This is a genomic window from Burkholderia stagnalis, assembly GCF_902830275.1.
GTDB lineage: Bacteria > Pseudomonadota > Gammaproteobacteria > Burkholderiales > Burkholderiaceae > Burkholderia > Burkholderia stagnalis.
On the sequence record NZ_CADESW010000011.1, the window covers coordinates 225,405 to 250,455 of the forward strand.

General features: G+C 69.0%; 20 protein-coding genes. 4 read left to right on the plus strand and 16 right to left on the minus strand.

Features of this window, described 5'->3' with window-relative positions:
* Position 1: 1 nt before the first annotated feature.
* From HWY45_RS20460 to HWY45_RS20495, 8 genes are all read right to left on the minus strand, one after another.
* Positions 2–907 carry a metal-dependent hydrolase gene (locus tag HWY45_RS20460; RefSeq protein WP_059884156.1) on the minus strand — a complete coding sequence of 302 codons (906 nt, stop codon included), beginning with the start codon at positions 905–907 and terminating at the stop codon, positions 2–4.
* On the minus strand, positions 904–1,833 hold the full coding sequence (locus HWY45_RS20465; protein ID WP_059884157.1) for an SDR family NAD(P)-dependent oxidoreductase: 930 nt from the start codon (positions 1,831–1,833) through the stop codon (positions 904–906). Before HWY45_RS20465 ends, HWY45_RS20460 begins: the two co-directional genes overlap by 4 nt.
* Before the next feature lie 22 nt (positions 1,834–1,855).
* Complete coding sequence (locus HWY45_RS20470; RefSeq protein ID WP_059884158.1) at positions 1,856–3,445, minus strand: flavin-containing monooxygenase; 1,590 nt, start codon at positions 3,443–3,445, stop codon at positions 1,856–1,858.
* A 237-nt stretch (positions 3,446–3,682) separates the two neighbouring features.
* Positions 3,683–4,354, minus strand: coding sequence for a lysoplasmalogenase (locus HWY45_RS20475; protein WP_059884159.1), 672 nt, complete (start codon positions 4,352–4,354; stop codon positions 3,683–3,685).
* A 145-nt stretch (positions 4,355–4,499) separates the two neighbouring features.
* Complete coding sequence (locus HWY45_RS20480) at positions 4,500–5,480, minus strand: sulfonate ABC transporter substrate-binding protein (RefSeq protein ID WP_059804981.1); 981 nt, start codon at positions 5,478–5,480, stop codon at positions 4,500–4,502.
* A 126-nt stretch (positions 5,481–5,606) separates the two neighbouring features.
* Positions 5,607–6,449 carry a MerR family transcriptional regulator gene (locus tag HWY45_RS20485; RefSeq protein ID WP_059804985.1) on the minus strand — a complete coding sequence of 281 codons (843 nt, stop codon included), beginning with the start codon at positions 6,447–6,449 and terminating at the stop codon, positions 5,607–5,609.
* A 9-nt stretch (positions 6,450–6,458) separates the two neighbouring features.
* Positions 6,459–7,022 (minus strand): GNAT family N-acetyltransferase, encoded by a 564-nt coding sequence (locus HWY45_RS20490; RefSeq protein ID WP_059884160.1) that lies wholly within the window; start codon positions 7,020–7,022, stop codon positions 6,459–6,461.
* A 99-nt stretch (positions 7,023–7,121) separates the two neighbouring features.
* On the minus strand, positions 7,122–8,141 hold the full coding sequence (locus HWY45_RS20495) for an AraC family transcriptional regulator (RefSeq protein ID WP_059884161.1): 1,020 nt from the start codon (positions 8,139–8,141) through the stop codon (positions 7,122–7,124).
* 428 nt (positions 8,142–8,569) lie between these two features.
* Here HWY45_RS20495 and HWY45_RS20500 point away from each other — a divergent pair, with 428 nt between their 5' ends.
* On the plus strand, positions 8,570–9,940 hold the full coding sequence (locus HWY45_RS20500; RefSeq protein WP_059884162.1) for an MFS transporter: 1,371 nt from the start codon (positions 8,570–8,572) through the stop codon (positions 9,938–9,940).
* Positions 9,941–10,237: 297 nt separating this feature from the next.
* Here the strand turns inward: HWY45_RS20500 and HWY45_RS20505 are convergent, their stop codons facing one another.
* Positions 10,238–11,227, minus strand: a complete 990-nt coding sequence (locus tag HWY45_RS20505) for a LysR family transcriptional regulator (protein WP_059884163.1) — start codon at positions 11,225–11,227, stop codon at positions 10,238–10,240.
* Between the two features lie 125 nt (positions 11,228–11,352).
* Here HWY45_RS20505 and HWY45_RS20510 point away from each other — a divergent pair, with 125 nt between their 5' ends.
* The gene (locus tag HWY45_RS20510) at positions 11,353–12,351 is read left to right on the plus strand and encodes a quinone oxidoreductase family protein (RefSeq protein ID WP_059884164.1); all 999 of its coding nucleotides are present in this window, start codon (positions 11,353–11,355) and stop codon (positions 12,349–12,351) included.
* 292 nt (positions 12,352–12,643) lie between these two features.
* On the opposite strand, the gene HWY45_RS20515 is transcribed toward HWY45_RS20510, so the two are convergent.
* The 3 genes from HWY45_RS20515 to HWY45_RS20525 all read right to left on the minus strand — a co-directional run bounded on the left by HWY45_RS20515 (position 12,644) and on the right by HWY45_RS20525 (position 15,376).
* Positions 12,644–12,943 (minus strand): hypothetical protein, encoded by a 300-nt coding sequence (locus HWY45_RS20515; RefSeq protein WP_059805008.1) that lies wholly within the window; start codon positions 12,941–12,943, stop codon positions 12,644–12,646.
* A 701-nt stretch (positions 12,944–13,644) separates the two neighbouring features.
* Positions 13,645–15,159, minus strand: a complete 1,515-nt coding sequence (locus HWY45_RS20520; RefSeq protein WP_059884165.1) for an MDR family MFS transporter — start codon at positions 15,157–15,159, stop codon at positions 13,645–13,647.
* Between the two features lie 13 nt (positions 15,160–15,172).
* Positions 15,173–15,376: a hypothetical protein gene (locus tag HWY45_RS20525; protein ID WP_150998661.1), complete on the minus strand. Its 204-nt coding sequence runs from the start codon at positions 15,374–15,376 to the stop codon at positions 15,173–15,175.
* A 17-nt stretch (positions 15,377–15,393) separates the two neighbouring features.
* On the opposite strand from HWY45_RS20525, the gene HWY45_RS20530 reads away from it, so the two are divergent.
* Positions 15,394–16,953 (plus strand): methyl-accepting chemotaxis protein, encoded by a 1,560-nt coding sequence (locus tag HWY45_RS20530; protein ID WP_059884166.1) that lies wholly within the window; start codon positions 15,394–15,396, stop codon positions 16,951–16,953.
* 61 nt (positions 16,954–17,014) lie between these two features.
* Here the strand turns inward: HWY45_RS20530 and HWY45_RS20535 are convergent, their stop codons facing one another.
* Positions 17,015–18,682 carry an ATP-binding domain-containing protein gene (locus HWY45_RS20535; RefSeq protein ID WP_059884167.1) on the minus strand — a complete coding sequence of 556 codons (1,668 nt, stop codon included), beginning with the start codon at positions 18,680–18,682 and terminating at the stop codon, positions 17,015–17,017.
* A 127-nt stretch (positions 18,683–18,809) separates the two neighbouring features.
* Complete coding sequence (locus tag HWY45_RS20540; RefSeq protein ID WP_059884168.1) at positions 18,810–19,664, minus strand: helix-turn-helix domain-containing protein; 855 nt, start codon at positions 19,662–19,664, stop codon at positions 18,810–18,812.
* Positions 19,665–19,898: 234 nt separating this feature from the next.
* Between HWY45_RS20540 and HWY45_RS20545 the strand changes: the two genes are divergently transcribed.
* Positions 19,899–21,227 (plus strand): NAD(P)/FAD-dependent oxidoreductase, encoded by a 1,329-nt coding sequence (locus HWY45_RS20545; protein WP_059884169.1) that lies wholly within the window; start codon positions 19,899–19,901, stop codon positions 21,225–21,227.
* Between the two features lie 84 nt (positions 21,228–21,311).
* Here the strand turns inward: HWY45_RS20545 and HWY45_RS20550 are convergent, their stop codons facing one another.
* Together HWY45_RS20550 and HWY45_RS20555 are read right to left on the minus strand one after the other, a co-directional pair.
* Entirely contained in the window at positions 21,312–22,685 is a 1,374-nt protein-coding gene (locus tag HWY45_RS20550) for a TolC family outer membrane protein (RefSeq protein ID WP_059884170.1), read from the minus strand.
* Positions 22,686–22,959: 274 nt separating this feature from the next.
* A partial coding sequence (locus HWY45_RS20555) for a beta strand repeat-containing protein (protein WP_244110990.1) occupies positions 22,960–25,051 on the minus strand: 2,092 nt, incomplete at its 5' end.

Genomic DNA, 25,051 nt, shown 5'->3' on the forward strand with positions numbered 1-25,051 from the left:
GTCAGGCCTGCGGAACCGGATGCAGCGGCACGCGGCGCGGTGCGGCCTGCGCGGCATAGCGCGCGTTGGTCGCGTCGATGTTCGCGAGCAGCGTGTCGAGCCCCTGCAGATACTGGTGGTTGTCGTGGTCCCACGGATGGAAGCCCGGCCGGAAATAGTCGAGCCATTCGCGCGCGATGCTCGGGAACACGCCGTTCTTCGGGCTGTACAGGTACTTGACCAGCCGCCACATGCCGCCGAATTTGCCGTGACGGCGACGATGCGCCGTCATCAGGCGCACGTGGAAGTCGAACACGATGGTCCAGAACGTCAACGTCGTGAACAGCATCGTGCCGGTGCGCAGCAGGTAGCTGCCGAGGCCCGGCTTCATCACCGCGTTCCACACGTCGTACGACACGGCCTTGTGCTCGGTTTCCTCCATCGCGTGCCACATCCACATCTGCTGGTAGCCCTCGACCGATCCGTCGATCCGGTGCTCGTGGCCCGACAGCAGCTGGTTCGCGAGGATCGCCGTGTAGTGCTCGAGCGCGATCGTGATCGCGAGCTGCATCGAATGCGGCAGCGCCTTCCTGAACCAGCCGAGGATCGCCCACAGGCGCTTGTCGAGCTTGTGCGCGGGCAGGCCCGACGCCTGCAGCAGGTCGTTGTACTCGATGTGCTCGCGCGTGTGCATCGCCTCCTGGCCGATGAAGCCGAGCACCTGCTTCTTCAGCTCCGGATCCTCGATGCGGTCGCGGTAGTGGCGCACCGAATCCATGAAGAAGCGCTCGCCGGCCGGGAACAGCAGCGACAGCGCGTTCATGAAGTGCGTGACGGGCACGCCCTGGACATGCCAGTCGCGCGCGTGTTCGGGCGGCAGCGCGAAACGGATGTCGCGCCGCACGGGCATCATGTTCGGGGTCGTCATGATTGTTCACCTCCCTGATTACCTGCATTGTTGTACGTGGCGTGGATCGGCGCGGGCGTCGTGCGGGCCGAGAGGCGGCACGCCTTCGCGGCTTCGCGCCGGCTCGCCAGCACGACGAGCGCTTGGTACGCGCACGGCAGGATGCGCGCCATCCAGTCGGCGGCGCGCGCGTCGCGGCCGATCAGCACGCGGCGCTTGTTCTTGCGCACGCCGGCGAGGATCGCGCGCGCGGCGTCGTCGGCGGTCGTGATGAAGAACTTCTCGAAGGAGTCCTTGCCTTGCTGCTCGCTCCCGACCATGAAACCGACCATGTTCTTCGCGACGCGGCTCGACTGTGCGATGTTGGTGCGGATGCCGCCCGGGTGCACGCAGGTTGCCGACACGCCGCACTTCATCATGTCGAGTTCCTGGCGCAGCGATTCGGTGAAGCCGCGCACCGCGAACTTGGTCGCGTTGTAGCCGCTCATGCCCGGCTGCGCGAAGATTCCGAAGATGCTCGACGTGTTGATCACGTGGCCTTCGCCCGCTGCCTTCAGGTGCGGCAGGAACGCCTTCGTGCCGTGCACGACGCCCCAGAAGTTGATGTTCACGATCCATTCGAGATCGCCGTATTCCATTCCCTCGATCGTGCTCGACAGCGCGACGCCCGCGTTATTGAAGACCAGGTTGACCTTGCCGTGTTCCTGCGCGGTGTCGTCGGCCCACGCGAACATCGCGTCGCGCTCGCCGACGTCCAGCACGCGCGTCGTCACGCGCACGTTCGGCGCGAGCGCGCGCACGATCCGTTCGGTTTCGGCGAGGCCGATCGCATTCTTGTCGGCGAGCGATACGTGGCAGCCGGCCTGCGCGAGCTGCAGCGCGAGTGAGCGGCCCATGCCCGAGCCTGCGCCGGTGATCGCGGCGACCTTGTTGGTGAAATCTCTCATGTCGGTGGCTCCTGTTCGGGTCTCAGGCCGCTTCAACGGACGGGGCGGAAGCGGCGGGCGCGGCGGCCGCGGTGGCCGGCGCAGCGGCGGCGTCGCGGCGGGGCGCGTGGTACGCGTGATAGTCGGCCATCGAGAAATGGGCTGTCGCCTGCCGGAAGCGCCACGTGAAGCCCGGCCACAGCGTGGTGTTCTTGCCCGTGCGCGGGTCGAGGTACCAGCTCTTGCAGCCGCCGGTCGACCAGATCGCCTTCTTCAGCCGGCCTTGCAGGTCGTGGTTGAACTGCGCTTCGACGAGCGGGCGCACCTCGATCGCGTCGGCGCGTTCGCGCGCCATCGCGCGCAGCGCGCCGAGGATGTATTCGATCTGCGATTCGATCATGAACACCATCGAGTTGTGGCCGAGGCCCGTGTTCGGGCCGACGATCATGAAGAAGTTCGGGTAGCCGGGCAGCGTCGTGCCGAGATACGCATGCGCGCCGTCGCGCCACGCATCGACGATGTCGAGGCCGCCGCAGCCGATCACCGCGCCGCGCGGGAACGGATCGGCGACCTGGAAGCCGGTGCCGTAGATCAGGCAGTCGACTTCGTGGCGCACGCCGTCCGTCGTGACGACCGCGTCGGCCTCGATGCGCTCGATGCCGGTGGTGATCACGTCGACGTTCTTGCGCGACAGCGCCGGGTAGTAGTCGTTCGAGATCAGCACGCGCTTGCAGCCGAGCGTGTAGTTCGGCGTCACGGCCTCGCGCAGCGCCGGATCGGGAATCTGCTTGCGGATGTGGCGCAGCGCCAGTTTCTGCACGTTCTTCATCAGCGACGGATGGATCGCGAAGCCGAGCACGCGCGATTCGAGCATCCAGTAGATGCCGCTGCGGACGAGCTTCTGCGTGAACGGCAGCGAGCGGAACAGCCATTGCTCGAGCTTCGTCAGGTTGCGGTCGGGCTTCGGCATGATCCACGGCGGCGTGCGCTGGAACAGCGCGAGCTGCTTCACGCGCGGCGCGATCTGCGGCACGAACTGGATCGCGCTCGCGCCGGTGCCGATCACCGCGACGCGCTTGCCGTCGAGCGGATAGTCGTGGTCCCACTGCTGCGAGTGGAACGCGCGGCCCTTGAAGGTCTCGACGCCCGGGATCGCCGGCAGCGCCGCGCGCGACAGCCCGCCCATCCCGGACACCAGCACGCGCGCGGCAAGCCGCTTGCCGTTCGCGAACGTGAGGCGCCAGCGCTGCGCGGCCTCGTCGTATTCGGCGCGCTGCAGCTCGTGGTTCAGGCGCAGGTGCGCGCCGATCCCGAAGCGCTGCACGCAATCCTCGAGATACGCGCGGATCTCCGGCTGCGGCGCGAACATGCGCGTCCAGCGCGGGTTCGGCGCGAACGAGAACGAGTACACGTGCGATTGCACGTCGCACGCGCATCCGGGGTAGTGGTTGTCACGCCAGGTGCCGCCGACCGACGCCGCCTTCTCGAGGACGACGAAATCGGTCACGCCGGTCTGCCGCAGGCGAATGGCCATCCCGAGGCCGGCGAAGCCGGTGCCGATGATGGCGACGTCGACGGATTCGTCGGGGCCGTCGTGACCAGGGGGGCCGAAAGGCAAAGTGCGAGCATTCATCCGGGAGTCTCCGCTATGGCTCATTTTTGAATGTTACATTGTTTGATGTAACGATAGTGGGTGAACCGGGAAACCGCAAGCGACTAGACGGTGGACTCTAAGGGCCGGAAGCCCCGTGGGACAAGGCGGGAGCGGGTTTGGAACGGGGTGGCCGTGCAGGGCCGCGAGGGCCGTCGGGCATGGGATCGCAGTGGCGGGAGCAGGCCGCCGGCGGGCGGCGGCCTGTTTGAAACCGAATCAGGGGCGGATCGAACGGCCCGTCGTCTCATGGAAAACCCCGGCGACGATCGTGACCTGCGCGAGCGCGTACAGCGCCCAGATCAGGTAGTCGATGCCGGCGAACCCGCCGAGGAAGCGGCCGACGCCGATCAGCGTGTCGGAGCCGACGAAGATCAGGCTGCCGAGCGCGACGAGCGGGCCGCGGGTGCGCGCGGCCAGCGCGAAGCTCGCCATCGCGCACAGCACGAGCATGTAGACGGCGACCGGCGCGGCCAGCTCGCCGAGATGCGGGAAAAACGCCGCGTAGAACGCGGGGGCCGCGAGCCACAGCCCGATCAGCGCGACGATGCGCCAGCCGTGCGGGCGCGCGCGCCAGCGCAGGAAGATCGCGCTATAGAACAGGTGCGTGAGCAGGAACGCGCCGAGCCCGCCGACGAACGACAGCGGCCAGTCGGGCAGCGCGAGCAGCACGTCGCCGAGCACGGCGGTGGCGAGCGCCGCGCACAGCCACGCGCGTTCGCGCGCAGCGCCGCACGCGCTGCCGGCCGCGAGCAGCAGCAGGCCCATCGCGGCCTTCGCGACGGCTTGTCCGGGATAGGGGGCGGCGGCGAGCGACGCGCCGTACGCGAGCGCGGCGGCGACGGCGAGCGGCCAGAGCCGGCGGTAGGCGGCGGGAAGCGTGGCGATCAAGGCGGGAGGTCTCCGGAATATCGTTGTCGGCGGCGCGCCTGCGCGGGCGCGGCTGCCGGCCATTATCCGGAAGAACGGCGGTGGGGAAACCGGCGAATCCTTCTAGAGCGATGCGCGCGTCGAATGCGCGCGCATCGAGTCAAGCCTACTTCGCCGCGAGCGCGGCCGACACGTTCGAGTCGGTCCACGCGTTGTCGCCGACCACGAGCTTCTGCGGGATCAGCTTCGCGTCGTGGAACGCATCCGCAACCCCCTGCTGGGTCGTGACGATCTTCTCGTCGATCGGCACCGCACCGAACGGCACGCGCCGGATCCATGCCTCGACGAGCGGCTGCGCAAGCCCGACCTTCGGCGCGAGCAGCGCGGCGGCCTCGGCCGGATGGCCATTGATCCACAGCCCGGTCGCGCGCGCCTGCTGCAGGATCGCGGCGACGATCGCCGGGTTGCGCTGCGCGAAATCGCGCGTGGCCTCGTAAAAGTTGTTGGTCGCCGTGAGGCCCGTGTAGTCGGACAGCGTGCGCGCCTTCAGCGAATCCTGCGCGGCTGCGTAATACGGATCCCAGATCGCCCACGCGTCGACGTTGCCGCTCTCGAATGCGGCGCGCGCATCGGCGGGCGGCAGGTAGACCGGGCGGATTTCGTCGTAGCGCACGCCGGCTTTCTGCAGCGCCTTCAGCAGCAGGTAGTTCGCGCTGGACCCCTTCTGCAGCGCGACCTTCTTGCCGCGCAGGTCGGCCACCGACTTGATCGGCGAATCGGGCTTGACGATCAGCGCCTCGTTGTGCGGCGCCGGCGGCTCCGCGCCGACGTAGACGAAGCGCACGCCGGCCGCCTGCGCGAACACGGGCGGCGGCGCGCCCGTATAGCCGAAGTCGATGCTGTTCGCGTTCAGTGCTTCGAGCAGTTGCGGGCCGGCCGGGAATTCGAACCACTGCACGCGGTAGCCGAGCGGCTTGAGCCGGGTCTCGAGCGCGCCTTGCGCTTTCACGACCGACAGCAGGCCGGCCTTCTGGTAGCCGATGCGCACGACCTGGTCGGCGCCGCCCTGCGCGAAGGCCGACGCGGCGGACAGCGCGACGAGCGTCGTCGCGGCGATGTGGGTGATCCAGCGGGTGAAACGAAACATCGATCGGACTCCATGCGAAACGTCTTCGGGCGGGCGGCGCGGGCGCCGCTCGGTTGGAAGAATCGTCGCATGGGCGGTGTGGCCGGCAAACCAAGCATTGCCGATATCAATATGACGCCGGCGCGCCTATGCTTTGTCGCCGTCGCTGTGCGTGTCGGGCGCGCCGGACTGGCGCGCCGCTTCGTCGCTGAGCTTGCGGTCGAGGATCGTCGCGACGCGGCCGCCGAGGTAGGCGCTCGCGGCGGCCTCGAGCGCGCGGTTCGTCTCGCCTTCGACGAACACGGCCGCGAGCGGGCGCAGGCGCCAGATCGCGTCGACCAGCGCGGGCACGTCGGTGGCCGGCGGCAGCGTGCCTTCGTCGTAGCGGTCGAGCCGTTTCACGACGAGGTCGACCAGCAGCCGCGCGATCGCGTCGAAGTGCGGCCGCGCGAGGCTGATCACGTCGAGCAGTTCGCGCACCGGGATGCCTTCCCTGGTCATCGCCGCCGCCGCCTCGAGCAGCGCGGGGCTCTTCGCGACGAACGACAGGCCGCGCCGCTCGAGCAGGCCGAGCTCGGTCACGCGCGTGATCTGCGCGGGCGTCTGCGGGCCGAACATCTGCGCGAGCGCGGCGAGCGAGTAGGTTTTCGGCAACTCGTGCGACCAGCGGCCGCCGATCGCGTTCTCGAGGCCGAGGATCGAGCGAAGGTCGTGGCCTTCGTCGATCGCCATGATCAGGTCCTGGATGTTCGACAGCGTGTAGCCGCGCGCGAGCAGATGGTTGATGAGCTTCAGGCGGGCGACGTGCGTGTCGTCGTAGATGCCGACGCGGCCGCGCTTCTCGGGCGGCGCGAGCAGGCCGCGATCCTGGTACGCGCGCACGTTGCGCACGGTCGTGTCGGACACGCGCGCGAGCTCGTCGACCGTGTACTCGTTGCGGGAAGGTTCCGCGACGGCCTCGTCAGGTGTGGTGTGAGTCGATTTTGGCATGCGGCCATTCTAGCGCGACGCGGCAGGCGCGGGCGAGGCGGGGAGCGTGTGCGCGCCGTCGCCGAGCGGGCGCTGCAGCAGCGCGGTGTCGATCCAGCGGCCGTGCTTGAAACCGGCCGCCTTCAGCACGCCGGCCGGCTCGAAGCCGAACGCGCGATGCAGCGACGTCGAGCCGCCGGTGCCGCCGTCGGCGATCACCGCGATCATCTGCCGCCACGGGCCGGCCTCGCAGCGCGCGATCAGGGCCGCGAGCAGCGCGCGGCCGACGCCGCGCCCGCGCTGCGCATCGTCGATGTAGATCGAATCTTCGACCGTGAAGCGGTAGGCGCTGCGCGTGCGGTACGGCGTCGCATACGCGTAGCCGGCCACGCGGCCGCCGCATTCGGCGACGAGATACGGCAGCCCGCTGTGCAACACCGCGTTGCGGCGCGCGCGCAGCTCGGCGACGTCGGGCGGCGTTTCCTCGAACGACGCGACGCTGTGGCGGACATGGTGAGCGTAGATCGCGCGAATGGCGGCGAGATCGGCGTCGGTCGAATCGCGGACGACGCAGGCGGCGGGCGTGGCGGACATGATGACGGGGCGACAGGGGCGGTGCGGGGAAACCATGACTATGCGGGCGATCGCCCGGCACGTAAAGCGGCGGCCGCGTGCGCGGCGTCGCGGCGGCGTTCAGTCCGGCGGCCGCTTCCTCTGCGTGTCGCGCGGCAACTCGTTGAAACGGGCGGAATAATACGCGGAAAAGCGGCCGAGGTGCCCGAAGCCGAACGTCAGCGCCGTATCGGTGATGCTGGCCATCGGGTCGGTCAGCAACTGCACGCGCGCGGCGTCGAGCCGGATGTTGCGCAGCAGTTCCATCGGGGTCGCGCCGTGGTAGCGGCGGCACAGCACGTTCAGCGTCCGCAGGCTGACGCCGGCCGCCCGGGCGAGATCTTCGAGCGAGATCGGCGCGCAGAGCCGCGCGTGAATGAATTCGAGCAGCGCATCCATCTGCCGGATGCCGCCCCGCGATCCGGATGCCGCCGGTGCGCCGTGCGCTTCCGGCGCCGGGCCGGCATGCGCGGCGTCGGGCGACGGCGGGCAATGCACGAGCAGGAACAACGCGAGGCTTCGCTCGAAGTGGTCGCGCCATTCGGCCCGTATGCCGCCGTCGCCGGCTACGGCGAGGACGTTGAGCAGCGACTGCGCAAGCAGATCCCATTGCGACGCGAGCGCCCTCGGCAACAGGAACCCCGGCGCGAGGCCGGGCGCCCCGTCGTCGGGCGGGCGGCCGGACACCGCGCGCATCAGCGCATCGGGCACCTTGACGATCAGTTGCCGGGTGCCGGGCCGCCAGCGCAGGCGCACGCGCGTCCTGGGCGCGAGCACGGCGGTGCGTCCTTCGAACACGTCCATCACATGCCCGTCGCACTCGATTTCGGCGCCGCCCGCGAGCGACGTGTGGACGAGCGAAAAGCCGTCGAACGGGCGCGGGGCGACCTCGACTTCGGCGCCGTACTGCAGCGCGTAGACGCTCAGATGATTCAGTTGCCCCTTGAACAGCGCCGCGTCGGGCACGCCGCGCTGCCAGCGCAGCGCATGCTCGGCCAGCTCCGCCGAGACCTGCTCGTGCGCATCCATGCGCGAGCCGGATCGGAACAGGCAATTCCGGTACAGCGCGGACAGCACTTCCGCATTCGGGGTGAGGGGCATGGGGCGTCTCCTGTGTGGCGTATCCGTGCCGTGCATCCGGCTGGCCGCGGTTGCGCGTCGTGCCACATCGGGTTCTCTTGTGTGCGAGATATCCTGAAGGGATCATATTGATCTTCGTCAGGCTTGTCTAAAGTATCGCAACATATTGCAAGAATCGGATAGTCCCATTCCCGCTCGGGAAAAATCCGGATAGCGCGCGGCGCGAGAAAAAACGGATCAAAATCGTGCGCGGCCTGCAAATTCCGGCTAGTGGGAATCATTGTGGCTTCCTACACTGCGCCGGCATCTGGACGGAAAGCGGCGCATTTCGCGACGATATTTCGTACATCTACTAAATAGACCGGCTGAGCGGTCGTGCTGGTTCGAGCGCGCGCGATGCGACGGTTGTCGCCGGTCCTGAATCCCCACTGGAAAAGGAAGGAAGCTCCATGCGTCAAATCGACCTGCAGGCGCTCTCGGATAACGCGCGGCTGGGCCCGCTGCACGGCGTCGTGCTGTTCTGGTGCGCGCTGATCATCGTGTTCGACGGCTACGACCTGGCGGTGGCCGGCATCGCGCTGCCGGCGATCATGAAGGAGATGGGCGTCAATCCCGCGCAGGCCGGCTTCATGGTCAGCTCGGCGCTGTTCGGCATGATGTTCGGCAATATCGTGTTCGGGACCGTCGCCGAGCGGATCGGGCGCCGTTGGGCCATCGCGGCCTGCCTGACGCTGTTCAGCGTGTTTACCGCGGCGGCCGGGCTGGCGCCCACGCCCGCACTGTTCGGCGCCGCCCGCTTCCTGGCGGGCATCGGCATCGGCGGCGTGATGCCGAACGTGATCGCCCAGATGACCGAATACGCGCCGCGGCGCGTGCGCAGCACGCTGGTGACGCTCATGTTCAGCGGCTATTCGGTCGGCGGCATGCTGGCGGCCGTGATGGGCAAGGGGATGATCGAGGCGTACGGATGGCAGTCCGTGTTCGTCGCCGCGGGCGCGCCGGTGCTGCTCGTGCCGCTGCTCGTGAAATGGATGCCGGAATCGCTGCCGTTCCTGATCCGGCGCGGCAGGACGGACGAACTCGCGCGCATCGCGCGCCGGCTCGATCCGGCGTACCGGCCGCAACCGGGCGACTGCTATGTCGTGCCGCGCGAGGACAACGCGGGCAACGCGCCGGTTCGCCAGCTGTTCGACGACGGTCGCGGATTCAGCACGGTCATGTTCTGGATCGCCTGCTTCATGTGCCTGTTCATGGTGTATGCGCTCAGCTCGTGGCTGACCCGGCTGATGGCGGGCGCGGGCTACAGCCTCGGCTCCGCGTTGACGTTCGTGCTGGTGCTGAACGCCGGCGCGATGGTCGGTGCGATCGGCGGCGGCTGGCTGGCCGATCGCTTTCCGATCAAGACGGTGCTCGTGTCGATGTATCTGCTCGCCGCGGCGTCGATCACGCTGCTCGGCTACAAGGTGCCGACCGCGCTGCTGTTCGTGCTGGTCGGGCTTGCGGGCGCGACGACCATCGGCACGCAGATCGTCAATTGCGCGTATGCAGGGCAGTTCTATCCGATGGCGATCCGCTCGACCGGCATCGGCTGGACGCTGGGCGTCGGCCGCGCCGGCGCGATCCTGGCGCCGATCGTCATCGGCGCGCTGGTAGGCATCGAGCTGCCGCTGGAACAGAACTTCATGGCGATCGGGTTGCCCGCGCTGGCGGCGGCTGTCGCGGTCGGCCTGATCGACCATCGGCGCTCGGCGTCGCATCACGGTCTCCCGGCCGCGGCTGCGGCCGGCGGGCGGCAGGCGTCGCATGCGCAACCGTCGTGAGCGGTGCATCGGCGGGGCGCCCGTGCGAGGCCGGCGGCCGTTCGCGCGCGGCAATGCGGCATCGTTCGCCGCGCAAGGCACGCGCCGTCTGCAGCGCTGACGCGAACGCGGCCCTGCTGGGCGGGCGTGCCGACCATCTTCTGTCCAAGCGGATGCGCGTCCATACGTCGGCCGGCTGGATGTGGCGTAGCGCGACGGCCGCCACGGCGGTCGCCGCCGGAGGGACGGTCGACATGGGGCGGAACCAGCCGGGGATCATGGGCGGGCTGCCGCAGCGGTTCCGATGGGGCCGGGGCGTCAGAGCCGCCCGTCCGCCGCGCGCACCGCATCGGCGATCGCGTCCGCGACGCGCTGCACGCGCGGCGACCGGCGCACGTCGGGGTGCACGACGAGCCAGATCTCGCGCTCGATGTCGCAGCGCGGCGCGGAGGTCAGTTCGACGAGCGGCATGGATGCGGGCCCGGTGCGGGTAGGCGCGGCTGCGTCTGTGGTGGCGAAGGCGCGGGCGGCATCGGCGACGGGCGGTCGCCCGGATTCACACTCCTCCGGCGGGTGAAGCGCCGCCGTCACGGAATCGATCGCCGGATCATCCACGAGAAACCGCGGCAGCAGCGCGACGCCTGCGCCGGCCGCGCACGCGCGATGCAGCGCGGCCAGATCGTTCGCGACGAACGCGAAGCGGCGCCCGGCCGCGAAGCGGGCGAGCCATTGCTGCTGCGGGGTTTGCGCGAGCGCGTCGTCGTAGCCGAGGAACTGCCATGCGTCGGGCGGCGCGGCTGCCCATTCGGGCGTCGCGCACAGCACGAAGCGCATCGTGCCGAGCCGGCGCGCGGCGAGCCCCGGCTCGCTTGGCCGCGACAGGCGCACCGCGAGATCGGCTTCGCGCGCATACAGGTTGGCCGCGTGCATCTCGCCGAGCAGGTCGATCCGCAGCCGCGGCCATGCGCGCAGCGCGCGCGCCAGGCGCGGCGCGAGGAAGTGGCTCGCGAACACCGGCGAGGCCGACACGCGCACGACGCCGTCGAGATCGGCCGCGCCTTGCGCGGCGCGCGCGAACGCCTGCGTGCCTGCTTCGATGTGCGCGGCATGGTCGGCGAGCCGCAGGCCCTCGTCGGTCGGCGGCCAGCCGCGCGGCAGGCGGTCGAACAGCCGGATGCCGAGCGCGTCCTCCAGCGCATCGATGCGCCGCGCGACCGTCGAATGCTGGACCCGCAGCGCGCGCGCGGCGGCCGACAGGCTGCCGCCGCGCATCACCGCGAGGAAGTAGCGGATGTCGTCCCAGCTCATCGCGGGCGCCGGCGTGACGCCATCATCTGTCGAATTTTGCACAGTCAGTGGGCGGAAATCGTGAATTCCGATCGATTATGCACGATGGGATCATCGTGTCACTTCATTCGACTGCGAGGACCGTCATGACCCAAACTGCCACCGCCATCCGGATCGGGATCGATCAATACGGCGATGCCGGCGTGCTGCGCCGCGTGGATGCGCCCGTCGCGCCGCCCGGCGTTGGCGAGGTGCGGATTCGCCAGACGGCCGTCGGCGTGAACTTCGTCGACATCTATTTCCGGACCGGTGCGCATCCGCTGCCCGCGCTGCCGGACGCGCTCGGCGTCGAGGCGGCCGGCGTGATCGACGCGGTCGGGCCCGGCGTGACGGATCTCGTGCCGGGCCAGCGCGTCGCGTACGCCGGGCTGCCGACCGGCAGCTACGCGACCCTGCGCACGCTGCCGGCCGCGCGCGTGCTGCCGGTGCCCGACGGGCTGAGCGACGATGCGGCCGCTGCCGGGCTGCTGAAAGGGATCACGGTCTACATGCTGCTGCATCGGGTCCGGCAGGTCCGCCCGGGCGACACGGTGCTCGTGCACGCGGCGGCCGGCGGCGTCGGGTTGCTGGCCACGCAATGGGCGCGCGCGCTCGGCGCGCGGGTGATCGGCACGGTCGGATCGGCGGCGAAGGGCGCGCTCGTCCGGGCGCATGGCGCGGAGGCGGTAGTCACGTATCGCGAGGAAGATTTTGTCGCGGCGGCGCGCGCGTTCGGCGGCGGCGCGGGCGTCGATTACGCGATCGACGGGATCGGCGGCGATGTGCTGACCCGCACGCTCGGCGCGGTCAAGCCGTTCGGCATGGTGGCGAGCATCGGGCAGGTGGCCGCGGTCGGCGCGCGGCAGACGATCGATCTCGACGAGCTCGGGCCGGCGCGCTCGATCGCGCTGGCCCGGCCGAGCGTGCTCGGGTTCATCGCGCGCGACGTCGACGGCTACCGGGAAGCCGCGCGCGTGACCCTCGAGCAGCTGGCGGGCGGGATGCACGTCGAGATCGGCGCGCGGCTGCCGCTGGATCGGGCGGCCGATGCGCACCGGATGCTGGAAGCGCGTGCGACGACGGGGGCGGTGGTGCTGGTGCCGTGAGCGGCGCGGCATTCGCCAATGGCGCACCAGACGCTACACGCTGACCGCGCTCGCTCATGAGTCGGCGTCACCTATCGAGCATCGAGCGTGCGGATCGGCACTTGGTAAAAGGAAACGGCCGTATTTTTGCAGGAATGGGGAGGGGGCAGGTTCCTGCGTTCCCCCTCCCGGTTGAAACCCGCTACTCGGTCCGTTGCGCCAAGTCGCTTCGCGAACAGCCGGACAATCTTGACGGCAGTGCCCGACCCTTCACCGTGAGTGAGCAAGACGATTGGCGCGGCGCTTTCGTGAGTTACCTGGCCAGGGCCTCGGCCACAGCAATCGCATCGGAGAGAGGTTCAACGGGCTGACCATCGACGGTGACCTTGGTCATCGAGTAGAACGTGACGGTGGCGCCGGTGGGCGCGTAAAACGGCAAACCCCCGTCTTGTTCCAAATACACGATATATCCACGCGGATCGGTGCGCGACGGCCAATTTTCGATCTGCCCCGGTGCAACCTGGAAGCGACCCGGGTCGCCATCGGTCCAGCGACTGATCGATGCAGTCAACGTGATCGGCGACAAGTTCTGAACACTGACTCCAGTTGCCATGATTCCACCTCTATTTCTATATGGATTAGTAAAAACCCAATTAAAGAATGGGAATGATCGGCCTTGATAATTGGGCTACCTATGGATTCGCTGTGAATCGGCTAGGTGGCTTGATTTTATATGGAGGTTATCGGGATGCAAGGCGGGATTTGTTATGTATCGTCAATTAATAAAACCAGGTAATTTTATTGTCATCAATAATCGAGTGTTGCTGTAATAATTTACATTTGAGGTGTAATTATTTCGATTAATTGAGTGCCGATGCGGATCGTGCGCGATCCATTGGTCAAGCAAAAAATCAGATTTCCGCACCTGCACGATCGACGCGATTTCGGTGCCGTCGCTCGCATCGTCTCGGCCACGCTTCCGTGTTGAACGGAACGACCCCCGGTAGCTGGGGCGCGTGTCGTGTGATTGAACAAACCGCCGATCACGGTCGGATATGGGGCCGAACTGCTCTTGTGTTCTTTGTTTGCGAGGTATTGACGCAATTTGCCGTGTGGGCGAAATCTGAAATCTCGTCCCGCGCCGCAGGTACGCCAGATCGCACCGTCAATTTTGGTCGGGTTAATGCTTTAAATCGACTACCCGATCCAAGCGCTCGAGTGCCGGCATTCAACGCATTGCCGACCTGCACCTGGACCAGCGCTGCAGACCGGGCGCGAGGCCCGTTGCTGTCCCTGGAGCCGAGCCAAGCACGTTCAGCCGCCCTTGCGCAGCGGCGCGTCCTCGACGAACCACGCGAGCACGAACGCGATCGCGATCGTGCTCGCCGCCGCCAGATACACGACGTGCAGCGACCCCGCAAACGCATCCAGGTACGCATGCCGCACCGCGTCCGGCAACTGGTGCACGGCGGCCGGGCTGAGTGCGCGCGGCAGCTCGTTGCCCGCCGGCAGCGCCTGCACGAGCCGCGACTGCAGGCCGTTCGAGAACAGCGCGCCGAACGCCGCGACGCCGAGCGAGCCGCCGATCGAGCGGAACAGCGTGACGCCGGACGTCGCGACGCCCATGTGGCGGAACGCGACCGTGTTCTGCACCGCGAGCGTGAGCACCGGCATCACCATGCCGAGCCCGATGCCGAGCAGCGCCATGTAGCCGTACATCGTGTGCAGCGGCGTGTCGAGCGTCAGCGTCGCCAGCAGCGCCATCGCGATGCCGCCGGCCAGCGTGCCCGCGATCGGGAACACGCGGTACTTGCCGAACCTCGAGATCAGGCGGCCGCTCACGACCGACATCGCGAGCATCCCGCCCATCATCGGCAGCAGCTGCATGCCGGCCTGCGACGGCGTCGAGCCCTTCACGACCTGCAGGTACAGCGGAATGAACGTGACGGAGCCGAACAGCGCGATGCCGACGACGAAGCCGATCAGGCTGCACAGCACGAAGGAGCGGTGGCGGAACAGCGCGAGCGGCATGATCGGTTCGGCGGCGAGCCGCTCCTCGTACACGAAGCCGCCGACCGCCACGACGCCGAGCGCGAGCATCATCCACAACTGCGGCGACGACCACGGCAGCAGCGAGCCGCCTTCGCTCGTAAACAGGACGATGCAGGTGAGGGCGGTCGCGAGGAACGCGGCGCCCATGTAGTCGATCCGGTGCTTCACATGCGCGGTGTGCGGCTTGAACGCGATGCCGATCACCACGAGCGCGACCGCGCCGAGCGGCAGGTTGATGGTGAAGATCCAGCGCCACGACAGGTGCTCGACCAGGAAGCCGCCGAGCAGCGGCCCGACGATCGTCGCGAGCCCGTACACGCCGCCGAACATCCCCTGGTAGCGGCCGCGCGCGTCGGGCGGGATCAGGTCGCCGATCGCGGCCATCGTGACGACCATCAGGCCGCCGCCGCCGAGCCCCTGCACCGCGCGCAGCAGGATCAGCTGCGTCATGTCCTGCGCGACGCCGCACAGCGCCGAGCCCGCGAGGAACAGCACGATCGCCGCCTGCAGCACGATCTTGCGGCCGTACAGGTCGCCGAGCTTGCCGTACAGCGGCAGTACGACGGTGGACGACAGCAGATACGCGGTGACGACCCAAGACAGCCGGTCGAGCCCGCCGAGCTCGCCGACGATCGTCGGCAGCGCGGTGGACACGATGGTCTGGTCGAGCGCGGACAGCAGCATCACGAGCAGCAGCGCGGCGACGATCAGGCCGACGGGGGCGTCGCGGCGGGCTGCGTCGACGGCCGGCGGGCGCGAAACGGTTTCGGTTTGCATGGAAGATGCCTGCTTAGGCAGTTAATTGCCCGGAAATATAGAGGCTTGAAGTTGCCTGGTCAATTTCTGCCGATGCTCGAATTGTTGCAGGCGTAACAGGAGGTTGATGTACGCGGAAATTGACGTGGATCACGCAAAAAAGCAGGGACAGGCTCAAGTTTTTTGCAGGCAAACCGTAATACAGCGTGCCGCGCGCCGTTTGCCGCGGCTTTTTCATACCGCCCACGTTCCGTCATGAACCTGAATGCCCTGTTTTCCCGTTTCTCGATCCGGACGCGGATCTTCTCCACGCTCGGCCTGGTCGCGGGCCTGCTCGTCGTCTCGGGGCTGATCGGCCTCGCCGGCATGCAGAGCTCGAACCGCGCGCTCGAGGAGGCCTATTCGCGGCAGCTGGCGGCGAAGAACGCGCTCGCCGCGGCGACCCTGAACCTGACGTTCGTGCGCACGACGCTCGACCGCGCGATGCTGCACCCCGAGGCGCCGGACGTGCCGGATCTCGTGAGCAAGGCGGAAGGCTACCTGTCGAAGGCGGACGCCGAGTGGCGCACGTACGCGGCGATGCCGCACGACGGCGACGAGACCGCGCTCGCGAGCCGCATGGACGCCGCGCGCCAGGCGCTGGTCGGGCAGGCGCTCAAGCCGATGGCCGACGCGATCCGCAGCGGCCGCCGCGACGAGGCCGACCGGCTGCTGATGACGGTCGCGCCGCCGCTGTCGGTCGCGCTCACGCAGGCCACCAATGCGCTCGACGATTTCCAGGCCGCACGCGGCAAGGAAGTGTTCGACACCGCGCAGACCTATTACAACTGGCTGCGCGCCGGCGCGGTCGCCGGCATCGCGTTCGGCCTCGCCGCGTGCCTCGGCTGCGCGATCGGCCTGCATTTCGCGATCTCGCAGCCGGTCGAGCGGCTGCTCGGGCATTTCCGCCGCCTGTCGGGCGGCGACCTCACGTCGGAAGTCCGCTGGTCGTCGCAGGACGAGATGGCCGAACTGGTGAAGGGCGTGACGGGCATGCAGCGCAGCCTGGTCGACACGGTGCGCCAGGTCACGCAGGGTTCCGAGGCGATCGTCACCGCGACGCACCAGATCGCCGCGGGCAACACCGACCTGTCGCAGCGCACCGAGGAGCAGGCAGCCGCGCTCGAGCAGACGGCCGCGAGCATGGAGCAGCTGACGGCGACGGTGAAGCAGAACGCCGACAACGCGGCCCAGGCGCAGGCCTGTGCGGATAGCGCGTCCGACATTGCGTCGAAGGGCGCGGCGGTGGTCGGCGAGGTCGTCGACACGATGAACGAGATCGACCAAAGCTCGCAGAAGGTCGCCGACATCATCGGCACGATCGAGGGCATCGCGTTCCAGACCAACATCCTCGCGCTGAACGCGGCCGTCGAAGCGGCGCGCGCGGGCGAGCAGGGCCGCGGCTTCGCGGTGGTCGCGGGCGAGGTGCGCACGCTCGCGCAGCGCTCGGCGTCCGCGGCGAAGGAAATCCGCACGCTGATCGGCGAATCGGTCGAGCGCGTCGCGAACGGCTCGCGGCTCGTCGGCGTGGCCGGCTCGACGATGCAGGACATCCAGCAGGCGATCGCGCGCGTGACGAGCATCATGACCGAGATCGCGGCGGCGTCGAACGAGCAGCGCGACGGCATCGAGCAAGTGAACCGCGCGGTGTCGCAGATGGATCAGGTGTCGCAGCAGAACGCGGCGCTCGTCGAGGAAGCCGCGGCAGCCGCCGCGTCGCTCGAGGAGCAGGCCGACGTGCTGCGCCGCGCGGTGGGCGCGTTCCGCGTCGCCTGACGCGGGCAGGCGGGAACCGGCCCGGGCGGATGGCGGCGGCCCGGGCGGATGGACGTTCGGGTTACGCCGCCGTGAGCTGCCCGGCCGCGCGCGACGACGCGACGAGCAGCAGCTTCATCGTCGCGCGGGTCGCGCCGACGAACAGCTTGCGGGCCGCGCGCGCGTCGAGCGTGTCGAAGTCGATCTCGGTGAGAATCACGCACGGCGCCGACTGGCCCTTGAAGCGGTAGATCGAATCGAGCAGCACGTCGCCGTCGACGTATTCCGGGTTGCCGAACAGGTCGTACTTGCCGGTGAAGCGCTTGACCCGGTGCGGCCCGAGCTGGTCGAGCGCCGCGAGCGCCGAGCTTTCGCGGCCGCGATACGACAGCACCGCGATGTCCTGCTTGCGGAACCCGAGCGACAGCGCGTGCGTGATCGCGCGCTTGGTCGCGTCGATGCAGGCGTCGGCGAGTGCGGCGGGCGGCGTGTCGGCATCGCCGTACGCGGACACCGCGAGATCCGAGCCGTCGAACGGGCTGCCCGAGCGCAGCTCGGCGGCGAGCGGCTCCACGCGGCCGACCACGTCGCGCACGAAGTCGAGCAGGTCGCGCGGGCTGCGGTAGTTCGTGAGCGCCTTCAGCGTGACCCAGCCCGGCAGCGCGACCGGCTCGCGCATGTAGAGGTTCTGCAACGGATCCTCGAGCCACCACCACGCGCCGTCCGGCGCAAGCAGCCGCTCCAGCGCCACCGCCCACGACGGATGAAAATCCTGCCCCTCGTCGACGATCAGCACGTCGAAGCGCCAGCGCTCGGGCACCGGCGTGTCGGCGAAGCGCGCCGCGAGCCGCTCGAACGCGTCGGGCGCCTGGAAATCGGGCGTATGGCCGCTGTCGCGCACGACCCAGTCGCACAGCTGGTGGTAGTTCGCGATCTTCGCGCCGGGCGGCGCGATGCGCGCGATGTAGTCGGCAAGCGGCCGGTTGAAACACACGTAGAGCACGCGCCGGCCCGCGGCGACAGCGTCGCGCATCGCCTGCACCGCGAGCTGCGTCTTGCCCGAGCCCGCGGTGCCCGTCACGCGCAGCCGGAACGGCGTGAACTCGAGCTGGCGCGCCCACGCGGCGAGGCCGCCGGACAGCCGCGTGACGAGCGTGCCGGCCTGCCCGACGAGCGCGCTCGTATCGGGGGCGAGCGCCAGTTCGTCGGCGAGGAAATGGTGAATCTTCGGCGCGTTTGCAAAGCGCGGCTCGTCGGCGGGCAGCAGTTGCAGGATCACCTGCGCGAGCTGCGCCTTGCGCGCCGCGTCGACGATGCGCTCGGCGGGCACGCCCGCGATCGCGGCCTGGCGGACCGCGTAGTCGGGGCAGTAGAGCAGCGCATCCACGCCGTAGACGCCCGCACCGAGCGCGGCCGTCAGGCGGCGGTGCAGCGTTTCCTGGGTGCGCGCGAGCTGGATCGGCACGTTGCGCTCGGTCTGCAGGTAGACCTTGACGAGCCCCTTCGGCGTCTCGCGCAGGAAGCCGGCCTTCTGCTCGATCAGCAGGATGCGCCCGGCCGGGCTGACGACCACGAACGCCGCTTCGCCGAACACCGAGAAGCCCTGCTCGGCGCGGGTCCAGTGCACGCCGTGGTACACGGTGTAGTCGTCCGGCAGCGCGTGTTCGAGGGCGGCGAGCGTCTCGCGCTCGCGTTCGGCCGCACCGGTGGCGGCGAGGCTTTTCCAGTCGTCGGGGATGAGGCGGGCCATGGCGTCGGGCGCGGCGGATGCCGGCGGGCGTGAACGGGTGCGGCTATTGTACTGAGGAACCCGTGCGCGGCCGTGGCGTGCGCGCCGGCAGTCGGGCCGGCGGTGGAGGCGTGGCGGCGCGCGGCGCTCAGCCGCGCGTGAGCCGTTTCGCGAGATCCGCGCTGAGGATCGCCATGCGTGCGGGCTTTTCGTAGCAGACCGCGTCGAACGCGCGGATCGCTTCGCTGATGTCGGCCTCGCTCGCGCGGCCGGTGAGCAGGTCGCCGGTCAGCACGAAGATCGGCGCGCCCGGGTTGTCGGACGTGCGCACCGCCTTGATCGCGGTGGCGGCCGTGCAGTCGTCGAACAGCCATTCGGTGACGACGGCGTCGAACGCCTGGCCCTGCAGCGCGTCGACGAAGGCGGCGAGGCCGTCGAATGCGGCCGTCGCAAAACCCTGCCGTTCGAGATAGCGGCACAGCTCGGTCGCGCTGACGCGATCGGGGTCGATCACGGCGACGAGCAGCTTGTCGTTCTCCGCGCGGCGCGGGTAGATCTCGATCTTGTGCACGTCGTACGCGTTCTGGTAGAGCACGCCGCTATGGCGCAGCACGCGCCAGCGGCCGTTCTGCTCGTACGCGACGAACTCGGGGCGCGCGCCTGCCTCGAGCGGCGCGCCGATCCAGGCGGTGCACGGGATCTCGGCGACCCCCGCGTACAGCACGGCTTCCTGCGAATACGCGCCGACCATGCCGGGGTCGAGCGTCTGCGCGCCGAACAGCTGCGCGGCGGGCTCGCCGTACGCTTCGGCAACCTTCTTGATCTGCGAGAGGGTCCACGGGCTGCTGCCGCGCAGCTTGCGGTGGCCCTGGGAAAAGCTGAGGTCGAGGATACGGCACAGCTCGGTGGTCTGCTGCCGCTTGCCGATGCCGTTGCGAGTCATCAGCTCGCGCACGCGCTCGGCAACCGCGAGGGAATCCGTGGTGATTGCTTCAGTGGTCATGCTACGGGAACGGATCGGGTCGAATGACGTTCAGGACGACGCCTTGCGGCGGAACTCGGCGGACAATCGGTTGCGATGTCCGGTGGCGAGCCGACCGGCCACGCGCGGAAAAGATAACTTTACCGCAAAATGGCATCGGTTCCTCGTTGCGATAGGTGCGATTGTGTGAAAGGTGTTTCGCAACGTTACGGGGCGCGATCCCGAGTTTCGCGCATTACTCACCAACAAGAAATAATGACGACAACGTACCCGCTTCACGACACGCTTACGCATGCCGACGCGGCCTTTCCGGCCGAGGCCGACGTGGTGATCGCCGGCGCCGGCATCATGGGCTGCGCAGCCGCGTACTACCTGGGTTTGCGCGGCCTGAAGGCCGTCGTGCTCGACAAGTCCCGGCTCGCCGGGCAGCAGTCCACGCGCGCGTGGGGCTTCGTGCGCCAGCAGGGGCGCGAGGCGGCCGAGGTGCCGCTGATGATGGCCGGCATGCGGATCTGGGAAGGATTAGAGGCCGCCCTCGGTTTCGATCTCGAATGGCGTCAGGGCGGCTGTCTCTATATTGCGGACAACGAAGCGGACTGGGCGTCGTTCCAGGCGTGGCTGAATGTCGCACACGACCACGGGCTCGACACGCGCACGCTGACGCCCGCGCAGATCGGCGAGCACGTGAACGGCCTCGCCGCGCCCGCGCTCGGCGGCCTCTACACCGCGAGCGACGGCCAGGCCGAGCCGCGGCGCGTGGCCGCCGCGTTCGCCGCGCGTGCGCGCGAAGCCGGCGCGCGGTTCTTCGAGGGCTGCGGCGTGACGGCGATCGAGACGGCCGGCGGCGCGGTCGTCGGCGTCATGACCGAGCGCGGCGCGATCCGCACGTCGCGCGTGATCTGCGCGGCCGGCGCGGCGAGCTTCCGGCTGCTCGACGCGCTCGGGATCCGGCTGCCGCAGCAGGCCGTGCGCGGCACCTGCATGCGCACCAACGTGCTGCCGCCCGTGTCCGCGTCGACGATCTGGGGGCACGGCCTCGGCATCCGCCAGCGCCGCAACGGCGCGATCAATCTGGCCGACGACATGCAGGTGGACGTCGACCTGACGCTCGGCCACCTGCGCGGGCTGAGCGTGTTCTGGCCGGAATTCTGGTCGCAGCGCGAGAAATTCCGGCTGCACCTGAATGGTGCGGCATGGCGCGATCTGGTCGCGCGCATCGGCGGCGGGCCGGGGCCGATCGAGCCGCGCGATCCGCAGCCGCAGCCGAACCGCGCGCACGCGCTGCGCGCGCTCGCGAAGCTGAAGGCGATCTTTCCGGCGCTGAAGGATGCGCAGGTCGTCGAGGCGTGGGCCGGCCTGATCGACGTGCTGCCCGACGGCATTCCGGTGATCGACGCGCCCGGCACGCCCGCCGGGCTCGCGATCGCGACCGGCTTCTGCGGTCACGGCTTCGCGATGGGGCCGATCGTCGGCCGGCTGCTCGCCGAATGGGTCGACACCGGCGCGCCGTCGCTCGACCTCGCGGCGTTCCGCGCGCGGCGTTTCGTCGACGGCACGATGGTGCGGCCGCGCAGCATGCTGTGACGGGCGGCGCGCGCGGGCCGAATGCCCGAGGCCTTCATCCGATGAGCGCGCCGGGTCCGGTCAGCCGCGCCGCCCGGGCGAGTGTCATTTCCCGGTGTCCTGGCCGCCGCGATTGAAGGCGACCGCCGGCCGCGCGCTGCCGGCTCCCCACGCCTCGGCCGGCCGCCCGACGTGCAGCGTGTCGAGCAACTGTCCCATGCCGGCGAACACCCGGTAGGCGCTCGCGGCTTCCGCATACTGGCCGCCGATGTAATCGATGCGTGCGCTGTAATACTCGTTCTCGGCATTGAGCAGATCGAGCAGCGAGCGCTGCCCGATGCCGAACTGCAGCATGTACGCTTCGCGCGTCGCCGCACTGGAATCGACGTACTGCTTGAGCACGACCATCCGGTCGCGCGCGGTGAGGTACGCGTTGTACGCATGCGAAACGCTTTCCTGGATCTCGAGGCGCGTGCGGTTGCGTTCCTCTTCCGCTTCGCGGATCTGCGCGTGCGCTTCGCCGATGCGCGCCTTGTCGGCGCCCCCTTGGAACAGGTTGTAGCGAAGACGCAGCATCACGCGGCGGTCGTTGGTCGGGCCGAGCACGCCGTCGCGGTCGTGGCTCGCGCTGAGCTCCAGGTCGAGGCGCGGCCACAGCGCGGCCTTGGCGCCGTCGTACCGCGCGCGTGCCTGGGCCACGTCCGCCTCGGCGCCGGCGAGCGACGGGTGGTTCGCCAGCGCCGCGTCCAGCGCGAGGCGTTCGGTCGGCGGCAGCGCGCCTTCCGGCGCCACCGGCTTGACGAGCGCATCCGGCGCCGAGCCTACGAGACGGGCGTAAGCCACTTCGGCATCCTTCAGGCTGCTTTGCTCGGTGCGCAAGTTGTCCTGGGCCAGCGCCAGCCGGCTTTCCGCCTGGTAAAGGTCGGCGCGGCGCCCGACGCCGCGGTCGCTGCGCAGCTTGATCTGGTCGTGGATCCGGCGATGGGATTCGAGGTTGTCCTCGGCGGCGGCCGTCGTCTCCCGGCGGCGCAGCACCTCGAGATAGGCGCCCACCACGCGCAGCGCCACGTCCTCGGACGTGGAGGCGACGCGATTGGCGGACGAGTCGATGCGCGCCTGCTGACGCGCCACTTCGCTCCTGACCGCGAAGCCGTCGAACAGCATCTGCGACAACGTCACGTTGGCGTTGCGATGCGTGAACGTGGTCCGGTTCAGGCCGAGCAGGCGGGTCTCCACATCGTCGCGCTGCTCCTTGCCGATCGACGCGTCGACGTCCACGCGCGGCCAGTAGCCGGCCCGCGCCTGCTTCAGGCCCTGATCGGCCGCTTCGCGGTTATACGTGGTGGCGCGGACTTCGGGGTTGGTTCTGATCGCTTGCTCGACTGCTTCCTGGAGACTTTGCGCGGCGGCGAGCGACGAGGCGGCGGCAAGCGCCGACGCGAGTGCGAGCACGGCTAGCAGCGGGCAGTTTCGGTTCATCGACTCGGTTTCCTGTCGCCTGTCGCCTGACGGCTGCCAGCAAGCAGCACGGCTCAGGCACGATCGGATATTTCGCGATGCTCGGAATCATGCGGCCGGCGCAGCTCGCCGGAATCACGTTGCGCCTTCTGGCAGCTTAGTCCATTCGACGGATTTCCCGTGAAGATATTCGCGTCGGTGCGCTGCGCAGGATGCGTCGGACCTGCCGCCGCGAGCGACGGCGTGCTGCATTCGATCGCGCGTGCACGCGTCGCTCGCGGGGCGTTCCGGCCGGCTAGACCTCCTGGACGTGGGGCAGCGGCGGCGGGGTGTAAGTGACGACGGTGCCGCTGCCTTGATCGTGCGAAAGCTGGAAGCCGCCGGCCGACAGGTTGCCCTGCAGCGCAACCTGCGCCGTGTGGGCGCCGTCGCTGACGGTCAGCGTGCCGCCCGTTCCGGTGTCGTTGGCCGTGAAGCTGAGCGTCGTGTGGTCGTTGAACAGGACATCCGCGAGATCGAGCGTATCGGCCGCGCCGAAGCCGCTGACCGTGCCGGTGAAGCCGGCGGACTGGTCCAGCTTGAGCGTGCCGGCGGCGCCGTCGGCGAACGTCGTGTTTTCCGCGGACGCGCCGCCGAACTCCAGGGTCGCGGCGCCGCTGATCGTCGCGCTGCCGGCGCCCGTCACGTCGCCGTGGATCGTCAGGTTGCCGTTGTTGGCCCACAGGTTGCCCGTGTTCGCCACGGCGCTGTCGATCACGAGGCCGCCGCTGCCCGTTGCCTCGAGCGTGCCCGTATTGACGACGGCGTGGGCGCCCGTGTCGATCACGAGCGCGTTGGCGCCGCTGGCGACGATCGTCCCTTCGTTGACGAGCGTCAGCTGGCCGGCGCCGAGCTGGCCGGCCCCGGCGATCGTGTTGTCGACGTTGACGAGCGTCGCGTCCGGCGTGCTGCCGAAGATGACGTTGTGGCTGTCGTCCGACAGCGTCACGTGTCCGCCGCCTTCCAGCGTCGCGCTCTTGACGAGCACCTCGAACCGGGTCAGGTCGCCCGTCGATCCGAGCGCGATCGTGCCCGTGTTGTCGATCGTGCCGCCGACGGGAAGCATCGCGCCGTCGTTGACCGTCATGACGCCGGCGTTGGTCGTGACCGCCTCCTGGTCGAACACGAAATTGTCGCTGGTGAGGTCGGTGGCGTGAACGCCCGCCACCGTGATGGTCGCGCCGTCGCCCAGTGCAATCACCGCGTTGCCGTTGGCGTCGTCCGTCATGTGCGCCTGGACGTCGCTGAAGCTCGTGATGCCGGTGAAGCCGACGAGGTCGATCTTGTCGGCGGCGAGGTCGAGATTGTGCAGCGTGTCGTTGCCGATCGGCTGCGCGAACACGAACAGGTCGTGGCCGGCGGATCCCGTGAGCTGATCGTCGCCCGACCACGCGAAGATCGGCGCGTTGGCCGCGAACGCTTCGACGTTGTCGGCGACCGTGACGGCCTGGTGGCTGCCGTCCGCGGCGGTCCAGGTTTCGGTCACGGTGAGCACCGTGGCGCCCGTGAAGGAAGCGGGCGGCGTGACGGAGAGTGCGCCGAGATCGTTCGTCGGGACGAGCCATGCGCCGTTGCCGAGGTCGGTGCCGGCGTTCAGCGTCCAGCCGGACGGGATGCCGGCGATCGTCACCGCGAGGTCGGACGCATGGCCCGACGGATCGGCCAGCGCCAGATTGATCTCGGATACGGCGACGCCGGCGGGCGCCGCGTGCGTCGAGGATCGCGTGTTGCCTGCCGTGTCCCACTCGGTCACGGTGAGGGAGTCCTTGTTGAGGTTGAGGCTCTGTTGCGTGAAGGTCCAGGTGCCGGCGTTTTGCTGCGTTGCGCTGTAGTCGGCGTTGGTGGTGTTGTCGTGGACCGTCACTTTCCAGACGTTCGATGTGTCGGTGGTGGCTGTGAGCGTGTTCCCGCTGTATTGCCACGACAGCGTGGACGGGGCGGTGGTGTCGAGCGTGAAATTGAAGCTGGTCGCGTTCGAGATGTTGCCTGCCAGGTCGATCTGGCGGACCTGGACGTTGTTCGTGCCTTCGATCGCGCTGAAGCTGGTGTTCCAATGGGCGCCATTGTCGACGCTGTACTGCACGGTGGCGCCGGTTTCGATGCCGGTGAGGTTCAGCGTGCCGACGTTGGTGACGTGGTCGGAGGCGCTGCTGCCGGAGTCGGTGGTCAGCGCGACACCGGGTGCGGCAGCCGACGTATCGAGCGTGAAGCCGAACGACGTCGCCGCCGAGGTATTGCCTGCCACGTCGATCTGGCGAACCTGCACGTTGTTTGTGCCTTCGACGGCGCTGAAGCTGGTGTTCCAATGGCCGCCATTGTCGACGCTGTATTGCACGGTGGCGCCGGTT

What these genes read in the sequence shown, in the direction of transcription:
- HWY45_RS20460 (WP_059884156.1), bottom strand. Translation starts at nt 907, where the DNA reads ATGACGACCCCGAACATGATGCCCGTGCGGCGCGACATCCGTTTCGCG.
- HWY45_RS20465 (WP_059884157.1), bottom strand. Translation starts at nt 1,833, where the DNA reads ATGAGAGATTTCACCAACAAGGTCGCCGCGATCACCGGCGCAGGCTCG.
- HWY45_RS20470 (WP_059884158.1), bottom strand. Translation starts at nt 3,445, where the DNA reads ATGAATGCTCGCACTTTGCCTTTCGGCCCCCCTGGTCACGACGGCCCC.
- HWY45_RS20480 (WP_059804981.1), bottom strand. Translation starts at nt 5,480, where the DNA reads ATGTTTCGTTTCACCCGCTGGATCACCCACATCGCCGCGACGACGCTC.
- HWY45_RS20485 (WP_059804985.1), bottom strand. Translation starts at nt 6,449, where the DNA reads ATGCCAAAATCGACTCACACCACACCTGACGAGGCCGTCGCGGAACCT.
- HWY45_RS20490 (WP_059884160.1), bottom strand. Translation starts at nt 7,022, where the DNA reads ATGTCCGCCACGCCCGCCGCCTGCGTCGTCCGCGATTCGACCGACGCC.
- HWY45_RS20495 (WP_059884161.1), bottom strand. Translation starts at nt 8,141, where the DNA reads ATGCCCCTCACCCCGAATGCGGAAGTGCTGTCCGCGCTGTACCGGAAT.
- HWY45_RS20500 (WP_059884162.1), top strand. Translation starts at nt 8,570, where the DNA reads ATGCGTCAAATCGACCTGCAGGCGCTCTCGGATAACGCGCGGCTGGGC.
- HWY45_RS20505 (WP_059884163.1), bottom strand. Translation starts at nt 11,227, where the DNA reads ATGAGCTGGGACGACATCCGCTACTTCCTCGCGGTGATGCGCGGCGGC.
- HWY45_RS20510 (WP_059884164.1), top strand. Translation starts at nt 11,353, where the DNA reads ATGACCCAAACTGCCACCGCCATCCGGATCGGGATCGATCAATACGGC.
- HWY45_RS20515 (WP_059805008.1), bottom strand. Translation starts at nt 12,943, where the DNA reads ATGGCAACTGGAGTCAGTGTTCAGAACTTGTCGCCGATCACGTTGACT.
- HWY45_RS20520 (WP_059884165.1), bottom strand. Translation starts at nt 15,159, where the DNA reads ATGCAAACCGAAACCGTTTCGCGCCCGCCGGCCGTCGACGCAGCCCGC.
- HWY45_RS20525 (WP_150998661.1), bottom strand. Translation starts at nt 15,376, where the DNA reads ATGAAAAAGCCGCGGCAAACGGCGCGCGGCACGCTGTATTACGGTTTG.
- HWY45_RS20530 (WP_059884166.1), top strand. Translation starts at nt 15,394, where the DNA reads ATGAACCTGAATGCCCTGTTTTCCCGTTTCTCGATCCGGACGCGGATC.
- HWY45_RS20535 (WP_059884167.1), bottom strand. Translation starts at nt 18,682, where the DNA reads ATGGCCCGCCTCATCCCCGACGACTGGAAAAGCCTCGCCGCCACCGGT.
- HWY45_RS20540 (WP_059884168.1), bottom strand. Translation starts at nt 19,664, where the DNA reads ATGACCACTGAAGCAATCACCACGGATTCCCTCGCGGTTGCCGAGCGC.
- HWY45_RS20545 (WP_059884169.1), top strand. Translation starts at nt 19,899, where the DNA reads ATGACGACAACGTACCCGCTTCACGACACGCTTACGCATGCCGACGCG.
- HWY45_RS20550 (WP_059884170.1), bottom strand. Translation starts at nt 22,685, where the DNA reads ATGAACCGAAACTGCCCGCTGCTAGCCGTGCTCGCACTCGCGTCGGCG.